Annotated in this window: 35 protein-coding genes; 31 read left to right on the top strand and 4 right to left on the bottom strand. The window is 70.8% G+C overall.

Annotated features, from left to right (window positions below):
- On the bottom strand, positions 1 to 339 hold a 339-nt coding region (locus AC27IY_RS01355; protein WP_487176857.1), incomplete at its 3' end, for a hypothetical protein.
- On the opposite strand from AC27IY_RS01355, the gene AC27IY_RS01350 reads away from it, so the two are divergent.
- The 5 genes from AC27IY_RS01350 to AC27IY_RS01330 all read left to right on the top strand — a co-directional run bounded on the left by AC27IY_RS01350 (position 323) and on the right by AC27IY_RS01330 (position 3,634).
- Positions 323 to 985 carry an amino acid ABC transporter ATP-binding/permease protein gene (locus tag AC27IY_RS01350; RefSeq protein WP_487176856.1) on the top strand — a complete coding sequence of 221 codons (663 nt, stop codon included), beginning with the start codon at positions 323 to 325 and terminating at the stop codon, positions 983 to 985. The genes AC27IY_RS01355 and AC27IY_RS01350 overlap by 17 nt on opposite strands.
- Before the next feature lie 82 nt (positions 986 to 1,067).
- Positions 1,068 to 1,691: a hypothetical protein gene (locus tag AC27IY_RS01345; protein WP_487176855.1), complete on the top strand. Its 624-nt coding sequence runs from the start codon at positions 1,068 to 1,070 to the stop codon at positions 1,689 to 1,691.
- Positions 1,688 to 2,011 (top strand): winged helix-turn-helix domain-containing protein, encoded by a 324-nt coding sequence (locus AC27IY_RS01340; RefSeq protein WP_423447670.1) that lies wholly within the window; start codon positions 1,688 to 1,690, stop codon positions 2,009 to 2,011. Before AC27IY_RS01345 ends, AC27IY_RS01340 begins: the two co-directional genes overlap by 4 nt.
- The gene (locus AC27IY_RS01335; RefSeq protein ID WP_487176854.1) at positions 2,008 to 2,901 is read left to right on the top strand and encodes an ABC transporter ATP-binding protein; all 894 of its coding nucleotides are present in this window, start codon (positions 2,008 to 2,010) and stop codon (positions 2,899 to 2,901) included. Before AC27IY_RS01340 ends, AC27IY_RS01335 begins: the two co-directional genes overlap by 4 nt.
- Positions 2,894 to 3,634, top strand: a complete 741-nt coding sequence (locus AC27IY_RS01330; RefSeq protein WP_423447672.1) for an ABC transporter permease — start codon at positions 2,894 to 2,896, stop codon at positions 3,632 to 3,634. Before AC27IY_RS01335 ends, AC27IY_RS01330 begins: the two co-directional genes overlap by 8 nt.
- A gap of 67 nt (positions 3,635 to 3,701) precedes the next feature.
- Here AC27IY_RS01330 and AC27IY_RS01325 read toward each other — a convergent pair whose 3' ends face one another.
- Positions 3,702 to 4,946: a S1C family serine protease gene (locus tag AC27IY_RS01325; RefSeq protein WP_487176853.1), complete on the bottom strand. Its 1,245-nt coding sequence runs from the start codon at positions 4,944 to 4,946 to the stop codon at positions 3,702 to 3,704.
- A 250-nt stretch (positions 4,947 to 5,196) separates the two neighbouring features.
- Between AC27IY_RS01325 and AC27IY_RS01320 the strand changes: the two genes are divergently transcribed.
- Positions 5,197 to 6,177, top strand: coding sequence for a tyrosine-type recombinase/integrase (locus tag AC27IY_RS01320; protein WP_487176852.1), 981 nt, complete (start codon positions 5,197 to 5,199; stop codon positions 6,175 to 6,177).
- Positions 6,178 to 6,278: 101 nt separating this feature from the next.
- On the opposite strand, the gene AC27IY_RS01315 is transcribed toward AC27IY_RS01320, so the two are convergent.
- A complete protein-coding gene (locus AC27IY_RS01315) occupies positions 6,279 to 6,488 on the bottom strand; it encodes a hypothetical protein (protein ID WP_487176851.1) in 210 nt (69 codons plus the stop codon).
- A 188-nt stretch (positions 6,489 to 6,676) separates the two neighbouring features.
- Positions 6,677 to 7,189 (bottom strand): helix-turn-helix transcriptional regulator, encoded by a 513-nt coding sequence (locus AC27IY_RS01310; RefSeq protein ID WP_487176850.1) that lies wholly within the window; start codon positions 7,187 to 7,189, stop codon positions 6,677 to 6,679.
- 165 nt (positions 7,190 to 7,354) lie between these two features.
- On the opposite strand from AC27IY_RS01310, the gene AC27IY_RS01305 reads away from it, so the two are divergent.
- The 25 genes from AC27IY_RS01305 to AC27IY_RS01185 all read left to right on the top strand — a co-directional run bounded on the left by AC27IY_RS01305 (position 7,355) and on the right by AC27IY_RS01185 (position 21,944).
- Positions 7,355 to 7,561, top strand: a complete 207-nt coding sequence (locus tag AC27IY_RS01305; protein ID WP_487176849.1) for a helix-turn-helix transcriptional regulator — start codon at positions 7,355 to 7,357, stop codon at positions 7,559 to 7,561.
- Positions 7,561 to 7,851, top strand: a complete 291-nt coding sequence (locus tag AC27IY_RS01300) for a hypothetical protein (protein ID WP_487176848.1) — start codon at positions 7,561 to 7,563, stop codon at positions 7,849 to 7,851. The genes AC27IY_RS01305 and AC27IY_RS01300 overlap by 1 nt, the downstream gene beginning before the upstream one ends.
- A gap of 85 nt (positions 7,852 to 7,936) precedes the next feature.
- Positions 7,937 to 8,350 carry a hypothetical protein gene (locus tag AC27IY_RS01295; RefSeq protein ID WP_487176847.1) on the top strand — a complete coding sequence of 138 codons (414 nt, stop codon included), beginning with the start codon at positions 7,937 to 7,939 and terminating at the stop codon, positions 8,348 to 8,350.
- Positions 8,305 to 8,592 (top strand): hypothetical protein, encoded by a 288-nt coding sequence (locus AC27IY_RS01290; protein WP_487176846.1) that lies wholly within the window; start codon positions 8,305 to 8,307, stop codon positions 8,590 to 8,592. Before AC27IY_RS01295 ends, AC27IY_RS01290 begins: the two co-directional genes overlap by 46 nt.
- Positions 8,589 to 8,951 (top strand): hypothetical protein, encoded by a 363-nt coding sequence (locus tag AC27IY_RS01285; RefSeq protein WP_487176845.1) that lies wholly within the window; start codon positions 8,589 to 8,591, stop codon positions 8,949 to 8,951. The genes AC27IY_RS01290 and AC27IY_RS01285 overlap by 4 nt, the downstream gene beginning before the upstream one ends.
- Entirely contained in the window at positions 8,948 to 9,193 is a 246-nt protein-coding gene (locus AC27IY_RS01280) for a hypothetical protein (RefSeq protein ID WP_487176844.1), read from the top strand. Before AC27IY_RS01285 ends, AC27IY_RS01280 begins: the two co-directional genes overlap by 4 nt.
- A complete protein-coding gene (locus tag AC27IY_RS01275; protein WP_487176843.1) occupies positions 9,190 to 9,459 on the top strand; it encodes a hypothetical protein in 270 nt (89 codons plus the stop codon). The genes AC27IY_RS01280 and AC27IY_RS01275 overlap by 4 nt, the downstream gene beginning before the upstream one ends.
- Positions 9,459 to 9,929, top strand: coding sequence for a hypothetical protein (locus tag AC27IY_RS01270; protein ID WP_487176858.1), 471 nt, complete (start codon positions 9,459 to 9,461; stop codon positions 9,927 to 9,929). Before AC27IY_RS01275 ends, AC27IY_RS01270 begins: the two co-directional genes overlap by 1 nt.
- A complete protein-coding gene (locus AC27IY_RS01265) occupies positions 9,926 to 10,375 on the top strand; it encodes a helix-turn-helix transcriptional regulator (RefSeq protein ID WP_487176842.1) in 450 nt (149 codons plus the stop codon). The genes AC27IY_RS01270 and AC27IY_RS01265 overlap by 4 nt, the downstream gene beginning before the upstream one ends.
- A complete protein-coding gene (locus AC27IY_RS01260) occupies positions 10,372 to 10,908 on the top strand; it encodes a WhiB family transcriptional regulator (RefSeq protein WP_487176841.1) in 537 nt (178 codons plus the stop codon). Before AC27IY_RS01265 ends, AC27IY_RS01260 begins: the two co-directional genes overlap by 4 nt.
- A gap of 40 nt (positions 10,909 to 10,948) precedes the next feature.
- Positions 10,949 to 11,272 (top strand): hypothetical protein, encoded by a 324-nt coding sequence (locus tag AC27IY_RS01255; protein ID WP_487176840.1) that lies wholly within the window; start codon positions 10,949 to 10,951, stop codon positions 11,270 to 11,272.
- Positions 11,269 to 11,787, top strand: coding sequence for a hypothetical protein (locus AC27IY_RS01250; protein WP_487176839.1), 519 nt, complete (start codon positions 11,269 to 11,271; stop codon positions 11,785 to 11,787). Before AC27IY_RS01255 ends, AC27IY_RS01250 begins: the two co-directional genes overlap by 4 nt.
- Positions 11,784 to 12,509 carry a hypothetical protein gene (locus AC27IY_RS01245; protein WP_487176838.1) on the top strand — a complete coding sequence of 242 codons (726 nt, stop codon included), beginning with the start codon at positions 11,784 to 11,786 and terminating at the stop codon, positions 12,507 to 12,509. Before AC27IY_RS01250 ends, AC27IY_RS01245 begins: the two co-directional genes overlap by 4 nt.
- The gene (locus AC27IY_RS01240) at positions 12,506 to 12,787 is read left to right on the top strand and encodes a hypothetical protein (protein WP_487176837.1); all 282 of its coding nucleotides are present in this window, start codon (positions 12,506 to 12,508) and stop codon (positions 12,785 to 12,787) included. The genes AC27IY_RS01245 and AC27IY_RS01240 overlap by 4 nt, the downstream gene beginning before the upstream one ends.
- On the top strand, positions 12,784 to 13,584 hold the full coding sequence (locus tag AC27IY_RS01235) for a hypothetical protein (RefSeq protein WP_487176836.1): 801 nt from the start codon (positions 12,784 to 12,786) through the stop codon (positions 13,582 to 13,584). The genes AC27IY_RS01240 and AC27IY_RS01235 overlap by 4 nt, the downstream gene beginning before the upstream one ends.
- 25 nt (positions 13,585 to 13,609) lie before the next feature.
- Positions 13,610 to 14,338, top strand: coding sequence for a hypothetical protein (locus AC27IY_RS01230; protein ID WP_487176835.1), 729 nt, complete (start codon positions 13,610 to 13,612; stop codon positions 14,336 to 14,338).
- A gap of 94 nt (positions 14,339 to 14,432) precedes the next feature.
- Positions 14,433 to 14,720: a hypothetical protein gene (locus AC27IY_RS01225; RefSeq protein ID WP_487176834.1), complete on the top strand. Its 288-nt coding sequence runs from the start codon at positions 14,433 to 14,435 to the stop codon at positions 14,718 to 14,720.
- Between the two features lie 174 nt (positions 14,721 to 14,894).
- Entirely contained in the window at positions 14,895 to 15,473 is a 579-nt protein-coding gene (locus AC27IY_RS01220; protein ID WP_487176833.1) for a hypothetical protein, read from the top strand.
- Positions 15,470 to 17,878 carry a bifunctional DNA primase/polymerase gene (locus AC27IY_RS01215; protein WP_487176832.1) on the top strand — a complete coding sequence of 803 codons (2,409 nt, stop codon included), beginning with the start codon at positions 15,470 to 15,472 and terminating at the stop codon, positions 17,876 to 17,878. Before AC27IY_RS01220 ends, AC27IY_RS01215 begins: the two co-directional genes overlap by 4 nt.
- A gap of 351 nt (positions 17,879 to 18,229) precedes the next feature.
- Entirely contained in the window at positions 18,230 to 18,619 is a 390-nt protein-coding gene (locus AC27IY_RS01210) for a helix-turn-helix domain-containing protein (protein ID WP_487176831.1), read from the top strand.
- Positions 18,616 to 19,014, top strand: coding sequence for a hypothetical protein (locus tag AC27IY_RS01205; protein ID WP_487176830.1), 399 nt, complete (start codon positions 18,616 to 18,618; stop codon positions 19,012 to 19,014). The genes AC27IY_RS01210 and AC27IY_RS01205 overlap by 4 nt, the downstream gene beginning before the upstream one ends.
- Positions 19,011 to 19,721: a hypothetical protein gene (locus tag AC27IY_RS01200; RefSeq protein WP_487176829.1), complete on the top strand. Its 711-nt coding sequence runs from the start codon at positions 19,011 to 19,013 to the stop codon at positions 19,719 to 19,721. Before AC27IY_RS01205 ends, AC27IY_RS01200 begins: the two co-directional genes overlap by 4 nt.
- Positions 19,722 to 19,725: 4 nt before the next feature.
- A complete protein-coding gene (locus AC27IY_RS01195; protein WP_487176828.1) occupies positions 19,726 to 20,043 on the top strand; it encodes a hypothetical protein in 318 nt (105 codons plus the stop codon).
- 154 nt (positions 20,044 to 20,197) lie between these two features.
- Complete coding sequence (locus tag AC27IY_RS01190) at positions 20,198 to 20,713, top strand: hypothetical protein (protein WP_487176827.1); 516 nt, start codon at positions 20,198 to 20,200, stop codon at positions 20,711 to 20,713.
- Positions 20,688 to 21,944, top strand: a complete 1,257-nt coding sequence (locus tag AC27IY_RS01185; RefSeq protein WP_487176826.1) for a PBSX family phage terminase large subunit — start codon at positions 20,688 to 20,690, stop codon at positions 21,942 to 21,944. The genes AC27IY_RS01190 and AC27IY_RS01185 overlap by 26 nt, the downstream gene beginning before the upstream one ends.
- The last annotated feature ends 91 nt before the right edge of the window (positions 21,945 to 22,035 follow it).

The following is a 22,035-nucleotide window of genomic DNA, read 5'->3' as shown; positions in this document are numbered from 1 at the left end:
ACCCTGCTGCAGGGCCTGACCGTCGCCGCCGTGGTGCTGCTCGCCCAGGGCGCGCAGGTGGGCTCGGTCGGCACGGCGGTGCTCGCGCTGACCGCGCTGGTGTCGTTCGAGCCGGTGCTGCCGCTCGCGGCGGCGGGCGAGCGGATGGCGGGCATCACGGCGGCGCTGCGCCGGCTGCGCGAGGTGCGCGCCGCGGCCCCGGCCGTCGCCGACCCGGCCGCCCCCGCGCCGCGGCCGGAGTCCCCCCTGACCGTCGAGGTCGAGGACCTGGGTCGTCCGCCACTCCCCCGCCCCCGAGGAGACCCGGCCCGCGCTGGACGGCGTGTCGCTGCGGCTCACGCCCGGCAGGCGGGTCGCGATCGTCGGGCCGAGCGGCGCGGGCAAGAGCACCCTGCTGGCGGCGCTGATGCGGCTGGTGGAGCCGGAGTCCGGGCGCATCACGGTCAACGGCGCGGACGTCCGCGACCTGGCCGGCGACGACGTGCGGGAGCTCATGACCGGGCTCACCCAGGACCCGTACATCTTCCGTACGACGTTGCGCGACAACCTGCGCCTGGCCGGCCCCGACGCCGGCGACGAGCGGCTGCGCCGGGCCGTGGACGACGCCCGGCTCGGCGACTGGGTGGAGCGCACCGGCTGGGACGCCGAGCTGGGCGAGGACGGCAGGACCGTCTCGGGCGGCCAGCTCCAGCGTCTGGCCCTGGCGCGGGCCCTGCTGTACGACCCGCCGGTGCTCCTGCTGGACGAGCCCGCCGAGGCCCTGGACGAGGAGACCGCCGACCGGCTGATGGCCGACCTGCTCGACGTCACCAGGGACCGTACGACGTTGCTGGTCACCCACCGGCTCAAGGGCCTGGAGTCGGTGGACGAGGTCGTGGTGCTGGAGGAGGGCCGGGTCACCCAGCGCGGCCGGCACGACGAGCTGGTGGCCGTCCCCGGCTACTACCGCGACCTGTGGGAGTCCGAGGTCCTCACCCGGAGATAGCCGGCCCCGAGCGGCCGGACGTTGTGTTGGCGGCGCAATCAGGTTTATGATTCAAACCAGTTTGGCCGACCGAGGAGTTTACGTGCTTGATGACGACGAGCGGCCGCCCACACCCGAGGAGACGCTGCGCGTCATCGAGGCTCAGCAGGCCGCCGCGGCCCGGCACATCTACATCGACCCGCTGCTGCTCTACCTGCCCTGGGGGGTCGCCTGGCTGGTCGGGTTCACCGCCCTGTTCCTGCACCTCGGGCTCGACGGCCGGCCCTACGCGCCGATCAGCCAGGGCGCGGCGGTGTCCCTGCTGACCGCCGCCCAGCTCGTGGCCGGCGCGGTGGCCGCCTACGGCATCACCCGCGCCAACCGGCAGGTCCGCGGCACGACGAGGGACCGGGGCTCGATGTACGGCTGGGCGTGGTTCGCCGGGATCGCGCTGACGGCCGTGCTCGACGTCCGGCTCTCGCCCCTGCTGCCGCCGGCGGAGAGCCAGCTGCTCTGGGGCGGCTCGATGCTGACGATCGTGGCGGTGCTCTACATGGTGGGCGGCGCCGTGTGGTCCAGCCGCCAGATGTTCTCCGTCGGCCTCTGGACCGCTGCCGTCAACCTGCTGGGCGTCCTGCTCGGCGCCGGCTGGCACGCGCTGCTGACGGCGGTGCTGCTCGGCGGCGGGTTCATCGTGGCGGGCCTGTGGTGGAGGCGCCGCTCATGACGGCGGACCAGCCGCCGCCCGAGCTCGACCCGGTCATCCACGCGCAGGCGAGGCTGCGGGTGGTCGCCGCGCTCAACGTGCTCGGCGACGGGGACGAGATGACCTTCGGCTCGCTCAAGGACCTGCTCGGCATGACGGCCGGCAACCTCTCGGTCCACCTGACGAAGCTGGAGGAGGCGGAGTACGTCCGCATCACCAAGACCCACAGAGGCCGCACCCCGGTCACGTACGTCGCGCTGACGAGGCGCGGGCGACTGGCCTTCGAGGACTACACCAGGGCCATCCGCGCCCTGATCGACCCCGCTGGAGGAACCCCATGACAGTCCTCGCCAGGGCCGTCGAGGTCGGCCGCCGCTACGGCGACGTGCCGGCGCTCGACCGCGTCTCGCTGGACATCCGGGCCGGTGAGCTGGTCGGCCTGCTCGGCCCGAACGGCGCCGGCAAGTCCACCCTGATCAACCTGTTCGTCGGCCTGCGCCGCCCCTCCTCGGGCACGGTCGAGCTGCTCGGCGGCTCGCCGCTGGACCCGGCGCGGCGGCGGGCCATCGGCGTGACCCCGCAGGAGACCGGCCTGCCCGAGTCGTTGAGGGTGGGCGAGATCATCGACTTCGTCTCCGCGCACTTCCCCGACCCGGTGGAGCGGGGCGAGCTGCTGGCCAGGTTCGGCCTGGACGACCTGGCGCGGCGGCAGGTCGGCGGCCTGTCGGGCGGGCAGCGGCGGCGGCTGGCCGTGGCGCTCGCCTTCGCCGGCCGCCCGCGCCTGGTCTTCCTGGACGAGCCCACCACCGGCCTCGACATCGAGGCCAGGCGGACGCTGTGGGACGGCATCAGGGCCTTCCAGCAGGAGGGCGGCACGGTGCTGGTGACCAGCCACTACCTGGAGGAGATCGAGGCCCTGGCCGAGCGGGTCGTGGTCATCGGCCACGGACGGGTGCTGGCCGATGACACGGTGGCCGCCGTACGCGACTTCGTGGGCGTCCGCAAGGTGTCGCTCACCGCTCCGGACCTGCCCGAGCTGCCCGGCGTCCTCGGCTCCGAGCGGCGCGACGGCCGGATCGAGCTGCTCACCGCCGACCCCGACCGGCTGGTGGTCGAGCTGGTGCGCAGCGGGGCCGCGTTCTCGGGGCTGGAGATCCGGCCCACCACCCTGGAGGAGGCCTTCCTGGCCCTCACCGCCACGTCCGGCCAGAAGGAGAGCACCCATGTCTAACCTGGTGGTCGCGCACACGCGCTATCTCCTGCTGGAGCAGATCAGGGTCCCGATCGGGCTGCTGGCCAGCTCGTTGTTCCCGGCCGTGTCGATGGTGGCGTTCGTGGTGCCGTTCGCCGGCCAGGACCCGGTGGCGGCGACCACCGCGACCGGCTCACTGATGTTCTTCGGCGCCATGTCGGCGGCGCTGATCGGGCTCGCCATCTCGGTGTCGCAGGACCGCGAGCTGCCGTGGAACCCCTACCTGCGCACCCTGCCCGCCGGGCCGTTCCCCCGCTTCGCCGGGCGGATGCTCTCGACGCTCGCCGTGATGCTGGTGTCGGTGGTCCCCGTGATCGTGGTGGCCGCGCTGTTCACCGAGGCGACGATCACGCCGGCGCGGCTGCTGCTCGGGCTGGGCGCGCTGGTCGCGGGGAGCGTGCCGTTCATGCTGATGGGGCTGCTCGTCGGGCTGCTGCTGTCGTCGAAGGCCGCGATGGCGGTGGCGCAGGTGCTGTTCTTCCCGATGGCGATCGTGGGCGGGCTGCTGCTGCCGCCGCAGATCCTGCCGGCGTTCGTCCAGGTCGTCTCGCCGTACGTGCCGACCAGGGGCGCGGCCGAGCTGATCTGGTGGGCGGTCGCCGGGACCACTCCCGGCACCGTGCCGCTGGTGATGCTGGCGGTCTGGACGGTCGCCATGGCGGTGGCCGCCGCGTGGGCGTACCGGCGGGACGAGGGCCGGCGTTTCTCCTGAATTGGGGGGGTGTGCCGCCGAGTCCGCAGCGATCTCGACGGCACACCCGTCCAAGAGGGGGTCCTTGTTATTTCTTCTCGACGAGGGTCACGGTGGCGTCGTGGGCCTGCCCGTCCCTCATATATGTGATCTTGACCGCTTGACCGGGTTTGAAACCTCTGACCTGTCCAACAACCGTATCGCCCCCGTCAACCGCCTTGTCGTTGATTTTGGTGATGAGGTCGCCCTGCCGCAGACCTGCCTTCTCCGCCGGGCTTCCGGCGGTGATCTCCCTGATCAGGGCGCCGGGAACGTCGCCTGTCGCGTCCGTCACACTCACGCCGAGGAAGGCGTGGGTGACCTTGCCGGAGCTGATGAGCTGGTCGGCCACCTGCTTGGCGGTGTTGACCGGGATGGCGAAGCCGACGCCGCCGCCGGCCGCCTCGGAGGCGATCGCGGTGTTGATGCCGATCAGCTCACCGGCCGCGTTGACCAGCGCGCCGCCCGAGTTGCCCGGGTTGATCGAGGCGTCGGTCTGGATGGCGCCGCCGATCGTGGTCGGCTCCTCGCTCTGGCCCTGCTGCTGCTCCTGGCCCCAGCCGGGCGGCAGCTGCTGGCGCTGCTCGCCGCCGACCGTCAGGGTGCGGTCCAGGGCGCTGACGATGCCTCGGGTGACGGAGCCGTCGAGGCCGAGCGGGCTGCCGATGGCGAGCACGTCGTCGCCGACCTTGAGCTGGTCGCTGTCGCCGAGCGCGGCCTTGGTCAGCCCGGAGGCGCCCTCGGCGCGGATGACGGCGAGGTCGGTGGCCGGGTCGGTGCCGACCACACTGGCCTTGGCCGTCTTGCCGTCGCTGAACTTGACCGTCATCTGCCCGCCGCCCTGGCCGGCGCCGACGACGACGTGGTTGTTGGTCAGGATGAGGCCGTCCTCCGACAGCACCACGCCGGAGCCCTCACCGCTCTGCCCCTGGATCATCACCACGCTGGGCTGCACCTTGGCCGCCACCTCGGCGACGGTCAGATCGCTGGAGGCGGTCTTGAAGACGGGGCTCGGCGCGCTGGGGTTGGAGGTGGTGGTGACGGAGACGGGGTCGGGCTGGAACGCGTTGACGACGGCACCGCCGACGATCCCGCCGCCGATGGCGGCTGCCGCCAGCGCGAGCCCGGCGACGGCCTTGCCGCCGTAGAAGGGCTTCTTCGGGGGCGCGGGGGGCGGCGGGGGCGGCTGCTCCATGATGATCGTGTCCCGCCGGGGAAAGCCCCCGGCGGCCGGCGGGGTGGCGCCGAACTGGCTCCAGCCGGTGCCCTGCTCGCGAGGCTCGTTCGCGTCCATCTGTCATCTCCTCGAGGGTTCTCTGACTCAAGGGTGCCAAGGCGCGCGTAAGACCTGGTTAAGCCTCTGATCAGAACTCCATGAGAAGGCTCATCCGCTTCTCATTCTGGCCGCTCAAACGGGTCAGCGAACCGCGTGCAGCCGACGGATATCCGTCCGTCCGGCTTGCATGCGGGTGATGGCCCGCATAATCGGCTTCCCGCCGCATAAGCGAAGTGCGGGCCATCCCCTCCACCGAGGAGGCACAGCCATGCCCGAGCCCAGCAACGTCTTCCCCATCACCACCGCCCGCCGCGCCCCAGCTGGGCGTCGGAAGCCTGCCGTCCCGGCCGGCACCCCGCTCACCGCCCTCATCCCCTCGTGGGAGCTCGCCCTCCGCGCCGCGAACAAGAGCCCGAACACGATCACGATGTACCTGCGCGTCGCCCAGCGCTTCGTCGAGTTCCTGGCGACCGAGGGCGGCCCGGACGACGCCGAGACGGTCGGCCGGGCGCATGTGCAGGCGTTCCTCGTGCACGAGAGCGAGGCCAGGGGCCTGCCGACGGCGCGGGCCGCGCACGCCTACCTCGGCGTGTTTTTCTCGTGGATCATCGAGGACGGGGAGCGGGCCAGCGTGTCGCCGGTGCACAAGGCGGACCGGCCCCAGGAACACAAGAAGGTCCGCGAGTACGTCACCCTGGAGCAGTTCGCGGGTCTCCTGGGGGTGTGCAAGGGCGGCGACTTCGCCTCTCGCCGTGACACCGCCATCATCCGCACGCTGTTCGACAACGGGATGCGCGTGTCCGGCCTGACAGGTCTTCGCCTTGACGATGTAGATCTGCACGGCAAGCGCCTGCGGATCGTGCTCAAGGGCGGGGCCGAGCACTGGGCGCCGATCGGCGACAAGACGGTCCAGGCGATCGACCGGTATCTGCGGGTCCGGGCCAGGCACAAGGCCGCGGGCCTGCCGTGGCTGTGGCTGGCCGTCAAGCACTCGCAGCGTCTGGGGGTGACGGGCGTGCAGGGCATGTTGAAGTCACGCGGCGAGCAGGCTGGGGTCGAGGGGTTGCACCCGCACCGCTTCCGTGGCTCGTCCGCGCACCAGCTGCTGGCGGCCGGCATGAGCCCGGACGACGTGAAGCGCGTCCTCGGCTGGAGGTCGGACACGATGCTCCGGCACTACACGGAGGAGCTCGGTGATGAGCGGGCGAGGACGGCGCATGCGCGGCATTCGCCGTCGGACAGGGTGTGAGCATGGATCGGGCCCAGAGCCTCCACCGATGGCTCCGGGCCCGCCTCCCCCGAGGTGCTCATTGAGACGCGCGTATCGTCACCTACGCGCGGCCTGGGGTGCTATTTGTCTCGATCGTTTCGGCCGTGCCGGTATCCGATGCGGTACTCGATGCCTTCGCGGCGGAGGAGCCAGGCGACGGTGACCACAATGGTGATGACGGCGAGCAGCCGCTGGCCCGGCTCGAAGTCGAGGTGTGGGCGTCCGAGTACGGCGACCACGTATACGACGTTCAAGGTCCACAACGCCAGTGTTGTGGCGGGCAGCAGCATGTGACGCATTTCGGTTGGGCCCCCTTGTGCTGTTCGGGACGTGCTGGAGCGGTGCAAAACCCCCATTTGGGTTGGTGCGAGTTGTTGCACGGACCAGCGAAACACAAGGAGCGTTCGGGTTCCACCCTTTCCTCTAAGTATTCTCGAAATTACTCAAAGTGTGATTTTGACGCTACGTTATGTCACGCTTACGATTCCGTTATGCCGGATTCGTCCACTTCAAATCGGACTAGCCGCGCAAAACGTGCATTAGCCTCTTCAGCCTCACGCGCAGCATCCTCTGCGATTCGCTCAAGTCGCCGGCGCTCCGTTTCCCGGAAATCCTCCAGTAGCGCGCGCCGCCGCGGCGACAATCGGGAGAGCAACTTTTCGGTCTCCGCATCGCCCTTGACTTCGGGGGTTACCACAGGTTGAGGCTCTGTGATGGCGTCATGGAGCGCGCGCTCGACCGGACTGTTGCCAGTCACCACGAGGCCCGCGACGGCGAGAAGCTCCTCCCGAGGGATGCCGAAGGCATCTGCAATAGCGTTCACAGTTTCGGGGAGGGGCAGGCGTTTCGCCCGTTGCCATCGGTAGATGGTAGCTCGATCAACTCCGGACCGTTCTTGCAGGTCAAGAGCACTCCACCCTCGCTTGTTGCGCTCCGATTCCACGCGTTCGTAGAGGCGGCGCACGGGGGGAAGTCCGCTGCTGTCGCTCATGTTGCAAGTTGTAGCACAGACGCACACCGGAAGCTCGTTTCGCACGACAATCTGCCTCACCAGGCAGCAAATTGTGGCGTCATGGGGCAGGTTGTTGCGTCTTTGCGATGTGTGTTGTAGCGTCTTGTTGCACGAAAGAACAAGGTGCAACAACCGGAAGAGCCGATGACCTACATCACCATGAACGAGACGTGCAAGCGCCTCGACCGGTCGCGCTGGACCGTCCACCGCCTCATCAAGGCCGGCACCCTCAAAGCCAAGAAGCGCGGTCCCGCGCGCAACGCCGAGGTGCTCGTGGACGCCCGCTCCGTGGACCGCTACCTCGACGGGCGCCCCGTCGAGCCCACTAGCACTTCCTCGGCGACCGCCTGATGGCCGCCGACCGGTCCGCCCGGCACCAGATCGCCGCGGACATCTCCTGGGCGCGCACCCCGAACCGGGCCGAGCGCACCGCCTCCGGCTTCAAGTCCTCGCCCCTGAGCTTGGACTACTGGATCGCCAAGATCCGCGCCGAGGGCAAGGTGCGCGAGGAGGACGTCGAGGCCGCCGCCCGCTCCGCCTACCGCGCCAGCCAGCGCCAGCGATCGCTCAAGGCCGCCGCCACCCGGCGCGCGAACGCCGAGCAGCGCCGCCAGCCCAACCCGCTGCGCCGCACCGCATAACCCCCGTAGACGCGGCGGGGCCCGGCCATGCGACGGCCGGGCCCCGGCAACCCGCACCCCCACCAACCAGAAGGGACCGGGTCTCATGACCATCATCCCAGACCGGACCAGCCTCTCCCCCACCAGCGTGGCGGGACTCGACGTCATCCAGGCCCACGTCGACGGCCTCAACGCCATCGCCGCCTTCCTCAAGGCCCACGTCGACCTCCTGCCCAGCCACGGGGTCAGCGTCGGCGGCACGCTCACCGCCGCCTACATCTGGTACGGCAACGAGGACACCGCGCGCGCGTCGATCGAGGCGTGGGCCGCCGCCGCGGTCACGGCGGGCATCCCGGTCGAGCCCTACGCCAGCCACAAGTACGCGGGCATCAACCTCCACTTCGGCCCGACCACCGTGCAGGTCTACACCCGCGGGCACGTACTGGGCGAGCGGGTGCAGGTCGTCACGGAGGAGTGGCGGCCGACCATCACCATCCCCGCGCCCGCGGCTGGTTCGTGATGGTGGCCGTCGACCTCACCGCCCGCATGATCGTATCCGCGCCCGAGTGGAACGACGGCCAGCCCGTCCGCATCGCCGCCGTGCACCCGGTGCACGGCGGCCGGGTCGCCGTCCGCTACCAGGACGCCCACCTCCAGCGCGCCGCCCGCGCCGACATCGTCCCGATCGGGATGGAGCTGACGCTCATCTCCGGCGGCTGCATCCCCACCAGAACCTCCCCCATTCCGAAGGACATCGCATGATCGGATACGCGCACATCGAGGCGTTGCGCGAGCAGGTGGCCCGCGCCGAGCGCGAGCTGGCCGGCTGGCGGAACCTGCTCACCTACGCGGAGCAGGCGGACGGCTCCGAGCGGATGCCGAACCCGGCCATGCAGGCCGGGCAGCCGTGGCCGCTCCACGCCCCGGAGCCGTGGCAGCCTCCCGTCGTGCCCGTCGCCGGCCGGGACCCGTACCCGGTCACCTCGGTGCTGCCGCCGATCAACGGCAGCGAGCTGCCGGGCCGACAGGAGGCGGCGCTCGGTGCGATCGCGTCCGAGCACGACGCCTACGCCCAGACGCCGAAGGGGCAGGACGAGCAGCGCAAGTGGGAGGCGTCGTGACCGGGCCGGAGCACTACCGCAAGGCCGAGAAGTTCCTCTCCTACGTCGAGGACCTCCCGCATGGTGACGCAAGGGGAACGGAGTCCCTGGTGCAGGCCCAGGTGCACGCGACGCTCGCCCTGGCCGCCGCCACCGCCATGCTCGGCCCCGTCGCCGCCTCCGGCTACGACGACGCCGACCTCGACGACTGGCGCAACACCACCAGCGTGCAGACCGACGGCAGCGGAAGCGAGGCGTCGTGATGCTGCTGCTCATGCTGATCGCCAGCGCGGTTGCGGCGGCGTTCCTCGGGGTCGCCGCCGCCCGCCGCCACTGGGCCCTCCACACCATCATCGCCGCCACGTGCACGTTCGTGCTGGTCACAGTCGCCGTGTATGTGGCGACCGGCGGCCTCATCGCCGACCTGCCTGCCTGGTTCACGCTGCTCGGGTTCGCCGTCGACGTCCTGCTGCTCGCGACCGCCTTCGACATCAACCGGGCCTCCAAGCATGACGGGGCGGCCCGGTGATGGTGAACAAGCCCAAGGCGCTCGGGACCGCGGCTGAAACCGCCGTCGTCCGCGCCCTCCGCACCCTCGGCTGGCCGCACGCCGAACGCCGCGCGCTCGCCGGCGCGGCCGACCTGGGCGACATCACCGGCACGCCCGGCGTCGCCTGGGAGGTGAAGGGCGGCCAGCAGACCCGCTCCCCGTCCGACGAGCAGGTCGTCGCCTGGATGGCGGAGACGGAGGTGGAGCGCATCCACTCCGGCGCCGATGTCGGCGTGCTCGTGCTGCGACGCCACGGCATCGGCGAGAGCAGGGCGCACCGCTGGTGGGCGTACCTGCCCGCCATCTGGGTTACTCGCCCCATGGTCGGCGACGTACGGCTCTCGGCCGGCCCACTCGACCATCTGCCGGTGCGGCTCCTGCTCGGCGACGCGTGCCTGCTGCTGCGCACTGCCGGATACGGCCAGCCGCTCCCGGAGACCACGCCGTGACCGCGCCGCTGCACCGGCAACTCGCCGCGCTGCGCCGTGCCGCAGGCCTCACCCAGAAGCAGGCGGCCGACCGGCTCGGCGTGACCGTGTACGCGGTCAGCGGGTGGGAGGTCGGCCGGCACAGTCCCCGCCTCCCCCACGCCATCGCCTACGCCCACCTCGTCGGCCGCCAGCTCGTCGTCACCGGCCGTGACGGGGCGCCGGTCGGCCCGCTCCCGGAAGTGCTGCCCCGGCTCGACGAGGTGCGTCGGGAGCGGATCCACCGCACCTACCTGGCGCAGCGGATGAACGTGCAAGTGAGCGCGATCGGCTGGTTCGAGCGGCGCGCCCGTCACGGCCAGACCCGGCTGTCCAGCCTCCTGGCCTACCTGACGGCGTTCGGGCACGGCCTCGACCTGGCCCCGCTGCCCGCCGAGCACGTCGAGCCTGCGGGGAGGGTGGCATGACCGTAGCGCTCGCCTACCTGCCCAAGTGGAAGGGCGTCGGCCCCTGCGTCGACGAGCCCACCCTCATGTACCCCAGCAACGACCACGACCTGCGCCGCGCCCGCTCCGTCTGCCGGGCCTGCCCCGTCAAGCCCGAATGCACGACGTGGGTCACGGGGCTGCCGTACTCCGCCGACCCGGGCGGTGTCGTCGCCGGCCTGACGCTCGCCGAGCGCGCCCGCATCGCCGGGCTGATCCCGGCCGCCAAGGTGTGCCCCGGATGCGAGGAGGAGCTGCCGTACACGGCGTTCGCGCTCATCTCGCGCGGCCGTCCCCGTCTCAAGGCGTACTGCAGGGCGTGTGAAGGCCGTGCACAGGGCGCGCTGCGGGCGGAGCCGGAGGAGGTTGACGCTCTTCCTGGTGAGGCGCACAAGGTCTGTCCCCGCTGCAAGATCACGCGCGGCGTCAGCCGCTACTACCCCAACCGCGACTTCACGGACGGCTTGTCCGTCTGGTGCAAGCCGTGTTTTTCGTCCCTGAGAGGAACCGAGTGACCACCACCGATAACGAGCCGCGGGTCGTGACCGGATGAACGTGAGCACGACCGAGGCCCTCACCGCGCGCGGTGGGGGCCTCCCCGCACCCGGGGCCAGCATCACCGTGACCGAGCGGCAGGGCGGCCAGGTGGTCGTGTCCACCTGGGAGACGTGCCTCGGGGTGTCCGCGTTCGTGACGTCGTTCCTCGGCGAGCCGTCCGCCCGCGCCACCACCACCGCGCCGTCGTGCTGCCGGTGCGACCCCGAGCAGTGCGCGACGGACGACTCGGGCGACCACTGCGCGACCGCAGGGTGCGCCCGCTGCCTGGAAGGATGCCCGGCGGCCGACGGCACGCCGTGCTGTGAAGGAGGTCAAGGATGATTCGCAAGCTGCTGACGGCCGTTCTCCGGCCACCGGTCAAGCCCGCTGAGCCGGTCGAGGCCAGGACGGTCGCGCTCCTCCAGGAGCTGATCGACTCCCAGGAGACGATCGGCCGGTTGAAGGATGACCTGTCCGAGGAACGGCACTCCGCGGCCGAGGCGCGGCGCGAGCTGGACGTGGCCCGGCTGGAGATCGGCCGGCTGCTGATTCAGCTGGAGGCTGGGGATCGGGCGGTGCAGCCGTGGCCGGTGCCGCGCAGCGTCTCGCTGGAGTTGGCGTTGGCGCGGGAGCGCGCTGATGCGCTTGGTGCGCGCGTGCACCAAGCTGCAGGAGGCGAACCTCAAGGCGCAGTGCATGCATGGAATCCCTGTTCAGCTGCGTGTTGCGGGCGCCGGGGGCGACTCCGGGGGATGATCTTGTGGTGCGTCTTGCGGCGTGATGTTGCATGTTGTAGCGTGTGTGCATCAGGACGCCACAAGGCGCACCACGAGAACCAAGGAGCACAGCAGCCATGACCCCCGAGCCGCAGGTCGGCGACCTCCTCAACATCACCCTCACGGGCGTTCGCGTCGCCGACACCATCGACGCGATCCCGGACTTCGGCCGCGGCCTCCTCGCCGCGATCCCGGCCGTGGGCGGTGGCGAGACCAACGTCCTGATCCGCATCGACTCCCCCGCGGTCTCCATCGAGCGCGCGACCCCCGCCGACGAGCTCCGCCGCGCCGCCGCCCACACCCGCGAGACCGCCCCTGACGGCGACCTCGACGGTGGCTTCACCGCAGCCCTCGCGGAGCTGCTCGACCACCTGGCCGACGAGATGAGCAGGGTCGGCGCGCACGAGAGCGAGGTCGCCGGCCCCGCCCCCCGCCGGGCCACCAGCGTCTACAACCGGCACGGCCGGGTCCAGCCCGCCTGGACGGCGGCGCTCGACCTCGCCCGCGCCATCAACATGGCGGCGACCGAGGACGCGGCCACCTGCGGATGCCCCACGGACACCTTCGACTGCAACGCCATGTCAGAGCCCTTGGACGGCCAGCACCCCGCGTGGCCGCCCCGCCAGGGCGACATGTGGAAGGACCGCGAGGACTACGTCTGGTTCGCCGTGACGAACTACGCCCGCACCAAGGAGGGCGCCGTCGAGCTGGTGGACGAGTTGGGCGACTACTACACCCCCGACATCGTCGCCTCCGAGAACGGCCCGCTCACCCTCGTCAGCCGGAAGCCCGCCGACCAGTGAGCACCCCGACCAGCACCGACGAGACCGGGCACATCGACGCCAAGTGCACCAACCCCGAGTGCAACGGCTGCATGTTCTGCGACGGCGGTCTGTGGGCCTGCGACGTCTGCTGCGGGCTGGAGGGCTCCATGCCGTCCACCTGCCCCGGCCAGCGCATGACCACCGAGCAGATTGAGGCGGTTTACGCCGGGCGACTCGACTTCCGTGACGGCCAGTGGGTCGAGGGCGTTGCCTCGCGCTTCTGCCCGACCGGCTGGCGGAGCGAGGTGGGCCAGTGAGCATCTCGCAGAAGGTCCTCGATCAGCAGGCCGAACTCGACCAGCTGATCGAGGCCCACATCCTCAACCAGCCCCGCAGCCTCCAGCGTGAGCCCGGCCCGTCCGAGCTGGGCATCCCCTGCGACCTCCGGCTCGGCTACAAGCTCGCCGGCCACCCGCAGGTGAACACCGGCCAGCCGCTGCCGTGGAAGGCGTGGATCGGCACCAACGTCCACCGCGGCCTGGAGGAGCTGCTGGCGCTCGCCAACTTCGCGCAGCCGAACTGGCACGTCGACGGGCAGGTGCGGTACGCGCTCGAGGAGCGGGTGACCGTCGGCCAGGTCGACGGCACCGACATCTCCGGCAACAGCGACCTGTACATCGACGGCGTCGTCTGGGACTGGAAGGTCCCCGGCGGATCCACGTTGCGCCAGTACAAGCGGGACAACCACCCGGGCGAGCAGTACGAGACGCAGGCGCACGTCTACGGGCTCGGCCACGAGCTCGCCGGCCGCCCCGTCACGCACGTCGCGATCTACATGCTGCCGCGCGATCAGGAGTGGCGGCAGCGGTGGCTCTGGTCCGCGCCGTACGACCGGCAGCGCGCTCTCGACGCCCTCTCACGGGCCGACGGGATCGCGAAGCTGACCGGCGCGCTCGGGCCGGCCGCCTTCCCTCTGCTGAAGAGGAAGGCGTCGTGGTGCCGTTCCTGCCCGTGGCTCATGCCCGGGTCCACCGATCTCGCCCGGGGCTGCCCGGGTGACCCCGACCTCGCCGAGCAGGCGGCGTCGGAACTGCAAGACCTCATCGCCAAGTAGCAAACGAGCAAGGAGCACAACAGCAATGACCGACATGACCATGATGAGCGCCGACGACTTCCTGATGGGCGGCGGCATCCCCTCCGGCCACGCCGTCTTCGACAAGGCACCGTACGGCACCAGCATCACCGGCACCATCACCACCCGCCCCACCGTCGAGCAGCAGCGCGACCTCGACACCGGCAAGCCCAAGTTCTGGGAGAGCGACGGCAAGCCCATGCTGCAGTTGGTCGTCACCCTGCAGACCGACCTGCGCGACCCCGAGCGGGTGGACGACACCGGCCTGCGCAACCTGTACGTCAAGGGCAACATGCAGCAGGCCATCCGCACCGCCGTGCGCGCCACGAGCGCGAAGGGCCTGGACATCGGCGGCCAGCTCACCGTCACCTACGTGGGCGACGGCGAGCAGAAGGCTCGGGGCAAGAACCCGCCGAAGCTGTACACCGCGGTGTACGTGCCCCCCGCGCAGGCAGCGGCGAACGACTTCGTGAACGGCGGCCAGCCTGCCCAGGTCGCGCAGCCGGTGCAGACCTCCGCGTACGCGGGCGCCCTGCAGCAGTCGGCCGCCTACAACGCGGCCCAGAGCCAGCAGCAGCCCGCTCCCCCGGCCCAGCCCGCCACCCCGCCCGCCCCGCCGGCGGCCCCGGCCGCGCCCGCCGCGGGGGCGTGGACGCCGCCGCCCGGCATGAGCGACGCCCAGGCCGCCGCGCTCGCCGCGCTCACCCCCGAGCAGCGCGCCGCCCTCGGCTACTAGCCCCTCTGCTGGCCCGGTGCGTCCGCCCGATCGGGGGTGCGGACACACCGGGCCAGCCCTTCCCCATCCGAGCCGACCAAGGAAGCAGGACCACATGAGCCACGTGGACGACCTGTGGGAGCCGAACGACCGCGAGCCCACCGAACCCGACGAGTACCACGAGCAGGGCGGCCAGGAGGAGACCCCGGTCTACCCCGCGCACGGCAGCGAGATCCCCGACCAGCCCGGCTACGTCGTCGGCACGTGCGGCCACCGCGTCGCCGGCAGCGAGTGGCGGGCCGGGTTCCGCACCTGCGAGCGGTGCCCGCGCATCGAGAACGTCGACGACGACTTCGACGGCGACGAGATCGACGGCGACTACTACGACCCGCACGCCTCCTAACCCCCTAGACGGCCCCCGGGCGCGCCGCACCATCCCCTCGACGGCGCGCCCGGGGGCACCCCCGCTTCACCGGCAGGCACCCGGGTTCGAGCCCCGGCGGAAGCACCAAGCACCACCCGCACCACCACGACACGGAAGGGGCCCCAGCATGATCGATCCCCGGCAGGGTCCCGCATGAGCGTCACCCTCGAACCCCCACTCACCCGCGGCGGCCTCTCCGACGGCGAACCGCTCACCACCGGGCCCCGCTACGTCCGCACCCCCGGCATGTCCCGCTGGCACCGCCCCCGCGACGGCGTACGCCTCGACCACGGCATCGTCTACGGCCTGTGGTGCGGCCAGTCCGCCCACGAGCGCAACGGCCTGGCCGTCGTCGACGAAGCGCCGGCCGGGGATCAGGTGTGCGGAACGTGCGAAGGCCGCGCCATCGGCGCCGGACAAGAGACCTGGCCCGGCGCCACCAACCCGCTCGTCTTCTCCCCGATGCGGCTCACCCCGCCGAAGAAGTGCCCCGGCTCCCGCACCGAGTGGTGCGAGGAGCTCGGCAACAACGTGGCCCGCTGCCTCGTGTGCGGCTCGTACGCGACCCTGCGCGCGTCCGGCGGGCCGTACAACCCGCGCTGGGGGCTCGCCATCCACCCGCCCGGCGAGCAGCTGGTGCCGGGCTGCCCGTTCCACGCCTGGCGTGAGCTCGGCCTCGTCGACGGCCGGGTGCGGTGCCTGTGCAAGCACGGGGAGGCGACACCCGAGTGACCCTGTCCATCCCCGACATCGACGACGAGCAGGACACCCTGTCCGCCGCCCTCGCCTACGCCCGCGCCGGCTGGTACGTCCTCCCCGTCAACCAGCAGACGAAGCACGCCGGGAGCGTGCTCGGGAAGGGCTGGCCGGCCAAGACCTCGCGCGACCCCGAGACCATCATCATGTGGTTCGCGGGCACCGACCACGCCCTCGCCCTCCACGTCGGCCGCTCCGGCGCCATCTGCTTCGACGTCGACTCCCCCGCCGAACTCCCGCCGCTCCTCCGCGCCGCGCTGCTCACCGTCCCCGGCCCGTTCCAGTCGACGCGCGAGCAGGATCCGGAGCGCGGCCACTACCTGTACGCCGTCCCGCCCGGCCGCCACCTCGGCAACAGCAACGGCGCCCTCGGCCGGTCGTGGGGCGAGGTGCGCGGCAAGAACGGCATCATCGTCGTCGCCCCCAGCATCCACGAGAAAGAAGCCGACGGCGGCCGCTACACCTGGGCCCGGACCGGCGCGCTCCCCGAGCTGCCCGCGGTGCTCGCCGAGCAGCTGCCCGACGCCACCGACGCGAGCGACGCCGCGACGGACCGCGAAGTCCTCGCCTTCCTCCAGGCGCACGACGGCAGCGCGCGGCCCGAACTCCTCGCCGCCGTCTTCGGCCGCTTCGAGGCCGCCGTGCGCGCCGGGGAGTCCCGGCACGGCGCCGCCCTCTCAGCCGCCGCCTGGGCGATGCGCGAGAGCGCCGCCGGGCTGTACCCGGCCCTCACCGCCGCCCGCGCACTCCAGGAAGCGTTCATCACCGCGCTGGCCAGCTCGCGCGACGGCGCCGAGCGCACCCTCCCCGCCGGGCAGGCCCGCGCCGAGCACGCCGGCATCCTCGCCTGGGCCATCGCCCAAACCGCCCACGCCCAGCCCGACGCCGTGCGCGCGGCCGTCGAAGAACGCGCCCCCCACAACAGCCTGGAGGCCCTGATCGCGCCCCTCCAACCGGGGCCGCCCCCTTTCCACGACCACGCCCAAGAGGATGAGATGCAGGGCCTCTACGAGCTCCTCGGCACTGATCCCCCGCCCGTCGAGGCGGCGGCGAAGGAGCGGACGTCGTGGTGGCCGCGAGGCCTCGGCAACATCCTCGCCGGAGTCGAGGAAGAGCCGCCGCCCGCGTTCCTCGCCCGCGCCGACGGCGCCCGCCTCCTCTACGCAGCCAAGGTCAACGCCCTCCTCGGCGAATCCGAGTCCGGCAAAACCTGGGTCGCGCTCCTCGCCGTCGTCCAGGCGCTCGACGCCGGGGAACGCGTCGTCTACCTCGACTTCGAAGACACCCCCGCCGGCATCGTCGGCCGCCTGCGCGCCCTCGGCGTCGGCGACGACACCATCCTCGCCCGCCTCTACTACGTCGGCCCCGACGAAGTGCTCCACGCCGCCGCATCCAGCGACCTGCGCGAACTCCTCGACCTCGTCAAGCCCGGCCTCGTCATCCTCGACGGCTGGAACGCCGCCATGACCCTGCTCGGGCTCGACCTCAACTCCAACACCGACGCCACCCGCTTCTCCCAGCTCCTCCTCAAGCCCCTCACCACCACCGGGGCCGGCGTCGTCGCCATCGACCACGTCCCCAAGAACAAAGACACCCGAGGGAAAGGCGGCATCGGCGCGCAAGCAAAACGCGCCATGCTCACCGGCTGCGCCATAACCGTGGAAGTCGCCGAACCATTCGGCCGAGGAATGACCGGACGCCTCCGGCTGTACGTCGACAAGGACCGGGCCGGGCACGTCCGCGCCATCGCTGCCGAAGCGAAATTCGCGGGCACCGCCATTCTCGAATCGGATGCCGCCACGGGAAATGTGACCGTGGAGATTCGTCCCCCGGATATGTCGCCCCGCATCGAAAAGGAAGACAACCGGCGCGCCTACCTGATGGAGGAGATCGCGACCTTCCTCCACCACGCCCCGCCGCGCACGAGCCTCACCGCCATCCGCAAGGGCGTCGAGGGCCGCAACCCCGACATCGACGACGCCCTGGAGGAGCTGATCCGGCGCGGGCACGTCGTACGGCAGGAGAAGGGGCAGGCGTTCACGCACACGCTCGTGCGGATGTTCACCGTCCTGGGCGAGCTCGCAGGCACGAACGATTCGTCCGATTTGCCCCTGCCCGTCCCGTCGGGGCACGGTGGGCACGGTCCCCAAAACATGCCCGAAAAATCCGATTCGCCCATGCCCGACCGATTCGGGGCAGGGTTCGGGCACGGCTCCGTACCACCGGCAAACCGTGCCCCGCGCCCCTCCTATATAGGGGGGCGGGGCACGGTTGCCGGGACGGACGGCCGCCCGGCGCCGACCGCCGACGAGTGGACCCAGATCGACGGCGAATGGATCAACACCCGCACCGGCGAAGCCCAAACCGAGGCACCACGGTGACCGCCGCATGGCTCCAGGCCCGCCGCGCCGAGTGGGCGCGCGCCGCCAACCTCAAGACGTGCCCGCTCTGCCGCGGCCCCGTGCTCGCCGGCCTCGACGCCGACACCGCGGCCCGCCCCGTCCGCTGCGACCCCACCCCACTCACCGAAATGGGCGAAGCCGTCGCCCTACTCCAAGGCCGCCAAACGTACGACCTGCTGCCCACGAAAACCGGGCGCGAACTCCACGAGCGATCGCCCTACTTCATACAAAAACTGAGGCGATACCAAGTATTCGCCTCACACCAATGCAATAACCCGCTCACCGCATTCATCGAACTACCCGCCGAGCCGAGAACCGAGGTAACACGCAATGACGACCGCCCGCCGTTCTAAGGCAACCATTTCCCGTCAGGAAAAGGTTCGCCCCGCACGCGACCACGAGGAGTACCTGACCGTCGCCGAGATCGCGACCCTGCTGCGCGTCTCCAAGATGACCATCCACCGCCTCATCGACTCCGGCGAGATCCCAGGGACCATCCGCGTCGGAAGATCCATCAGGGTCGCGCACAGCGCTCTACAGGCGTACCTGGAGGGCTCTGTCCTCACCCTCACGGCGGCCGACGTCGCCGCGGTGCTCGACTCCATGGCCGTCAACGACCACTGCACCATCGACCACCACGTGCAGATCAAGCTGGTCCGCGCCCGCATCGAGGCGTTCGCCGGCGAGGCCGGTCTGATGCTCACCAGGAGCGCCGAGTGAGCCGCGACGAACTCCCGCACCGCTGCGCCGACGCCGCCCTCGCCAGCCAGCTCGACAACATGCTGGCCAACCTGAACGCGCACATCGAGGCCCGCGCGCAGGAACTCGCCCAGCCGCTCATCTACGACGTCCGCGAGGCAGCCGCGACCGAGGTCAAGACGGCCCAGGGCAAGCAGCAGCGCGCTGAGGACCTGGTCGACGAGCTTCGCCGGCAGATCCGCGCGCTGGAGTGGGGGCGGAACGAGCAGAAGCAGCGCGCCGAGAAGGCCGAGGCCGCCGTCGCCCGCGTCCGTCGCCTCTGCAACCTCACCATCGAGGCATCTTGCCGTGTCGAGGCCATCAACCAGGCCAGAGACACCCTCGCCGTGCTCGACCGGGAGGAGCACAACTCTTGAGCTACGTCATCGAAACCCTCGACTGGCTCATCGAATACTGGCCCGACCTCCTCGAAGCCCGCCTCCCCCTCACCACCAACCAGCCACGCCACGCCGGCCAGCTCGGCGACGACGCCCGCGCCGAACGCGACGCCCAAGCCCGCGCGGAGCGCATCGAACGCAGCGCGCTCGGCCTGGGCGAGAGCCCGGCGCCCGTCAACGTGGCCGTGCTGTCGACGATCCTCGACGTGCTCGTGCAAGCCGACGACCTCGCCGCCGAACTCACCGAATGGGGCATCGCGCCGATCCTCGCGCCGCCCGGGCCCGGCCAGCTCGACGCCCGCCCCTACCTCGCCCGCGCACGCGACAGCCTGCTCGCCGAGATCGAGGACCTGGGCGAGCCCGGCCCCTGGCACGAGTACGCCGACTACCACGTCCACCGCATGTACGAGGCCGTCGCCCGCGCCCTCGCCATGCTCTACACCGGCCAGACCGTCCGCGTCCTCTGCCCCTGGTGCGGCGGCCGGACGGCCGAGCAGCCGGTCGGCGGCGCCTGGACGTGGCGCGTCCACGAACTCCCCGGCGGCCAGATCGCCATCGTCTGCCACGGCGTGTGTGAGCCGCCGGCGAGGGAGGTGGGGACGTGGTGGGGCGGCGCTCCGTGCTGGCCGCTGTCCGAGTGGCCGAGGCTCGCCAAGCGCGTGCACGCTGTAGAGCTGGCACGATGACCTGATGAGCGATGAACGAATTCGAGGGTTACACGACGTCATCGGGAAGCGTCCTCAGGAAGATCTGAAGATGGCGGCGATCGTTGAGGCGATCTCAACGGTCCTGCAACCAGGTGGCTCCGATGTCGGCAGCAGCATGATCCTTCGCCAGATGATGATGGCGGTCCTTAGCGATGGACAGCCCGAGTCCCTTGGCCAGGCCCTGTCGGCACACGTACGCGTCACGCTGCATGTGGTCGAACATCTCGCGGCGGCGACCGGTAAGACGCCACAGCAGGCCTGGGAATCCGTGGCTACTGCTCTGCGGCGGGAAGTACCGTAGCTGACCTGGCTTGACACTGCGCCTGTGGATAACCCATGATCGAGGCGTCTTCGGCATGCCCGAAGCACGGAGGTGGTCACCATGGCCTGACCACCCGCACACCAGCCAGCCCCGCCACCGAGCGGGGCTTTCTCGCGTTCGGGGGTGAGCACGTGTGCCCCCACGACTCCCCGAAAACCAGCGGCAGGCCATCCTCGACGACATCAAAGCCGGCGGAAACTCCTGCCGCGGCATCGCCCGCAAACACGGCGTCAGCGACCGCGTCGTCCGCAAAATCGCAGACGAGAACGCCATAGCCGACCCTTGGTCGCGCGCCCAGACCGAAAACGCCACGCGTGCACGTAAGGCCGACATGGCCGCCGAGCGGGCCGAACTCTCGGCGCTGTTCCTGCGCCGGGCGCGCGAAGCTCTGGAGCAGATGGTGCAGCCGCACGTCGTCTTCCACTTCGGCGGCAAGGACAACACCTACAACGAGAAGACCCTGGACCGGCCGCCCACGGGCGACATGCGGAACCTGATGACGATCGCCGCGACCGGGTTCGACAAGCACATGGCCCGCGAACGGTTCGACTCCGAGGACGACGCCGGCCAAGTGGCGTCCCTGCTGGGCACGCTCTTCGACGGGCTCCGGGAGAAGTACGGCGATGGCGACGATCCCGCGGCTGAGTGACAAACAAGCGCGGTCGATCGCGCACAGCACGGCCCGCATCAACATCTGGTCCGGCGCCGTCCGCTCCGGCAAGACGATCAGCAGCCTGCTGCGCTGGCTGGAGTACGTCGGCCGCGCCCCGCGCGGCGGCGCCCTCGTCGTCTCCGGCAAAACCTTCGACACCGTCGCCCGCAACGTCTTCGGACCGCTCATGGACCCGGCCGTCACCGGCCCCGCCGCCAAGCACGTCAAGTACACCCGAGGCGCGTCCACTGCGACGATCCTGGGGCGCGAGGTCGAGGTCATCACCGCCAACGACGCCAAGGCCGAAGGCCGGCTTCGAGGGTTGACCGCGGCCGGCGCGTACGTCGACGAACTCACCCTCATCCCCGAGGACTTCTTCACCCAGCTGCTCGCCCGCCTCAGCGTCCCGGGCGCGAAGGTGTTCTGCACGACGAACCCGGACGGGCCGGCGCACTGGGTCCGCAAGAGGTACTTGCTGCGTCAGGGCGAGCTCGATCTCCGCCACTGGCACTTCACGCTCGACGACAATCCCGCTTTGGATCCCGCCTACGTCCAGGCGCTGAAGGCGGAGTACGTCGGCCTGTGGTTCAGGCGGTTCATTAAGGGCGAATGGTGCCTCGCCTCCGGCGCCATCTACGACACGTGGGACGAGACCACGCACGTCGTCGACATCCTGCCGCCGATCGTCGAGTGGATCGCGACCGGCGTCGACTACGGCACCGTCAACCCGTTCAGCGCGCTCATGCTCGGCCTGGGCGCCGACGGACGCTTGTACTTCACCCGCGAGTGGCGGTACGACTCGAAGCTGCAGCGCCGCTCACTCACGGACATCGAGTACGCGACCCGCCTCGTCTCATGGATGGACGCCGGCGGCCACCCCCGCCCCACGTACGTCGTCGTCGACCCGTCCGCCGCGAGCTTCCGTGTGCAGCTGCACCAGCCGCCGTTCGGCATCGCCTCCCGGCTGGGCGACAACGAGGTGGTGCCCGGCATCATGACCATGTCCAGCCTCCTGGCCACCGACCGGCTGAAAGTCCACCGCTCCTGCAAGGGCTTCATCGACGAGGTGCCCGGCTACTCGTGGGATGACGAGAAGGCCGAGAAGGACGGCGAGGACGTCCCGATCAAGGCCGACGACCACTCGCTGGACGCGGCGCGGTATGCGGTGCACACGACCCGGTCGGTGTGGCAGTACCAGTTGCGCGAGCCGACTCTGCTCGCTGCATAAACGGACGCATAACGACTGCATAAACGGACATTTGGGCGGATTCTCGCGCCAATTTCGGAGCCGTTTCTCGCCCGATCGCGTGACCTGCGGA

It is taken from the genome of Nonomuraea sp. B208 (assembly GCF_057536035.1).
Note: the sequence above shows the minus strand (reverse complement) of the source record. Positions and strands in the feature narration are given on the sequence as shown.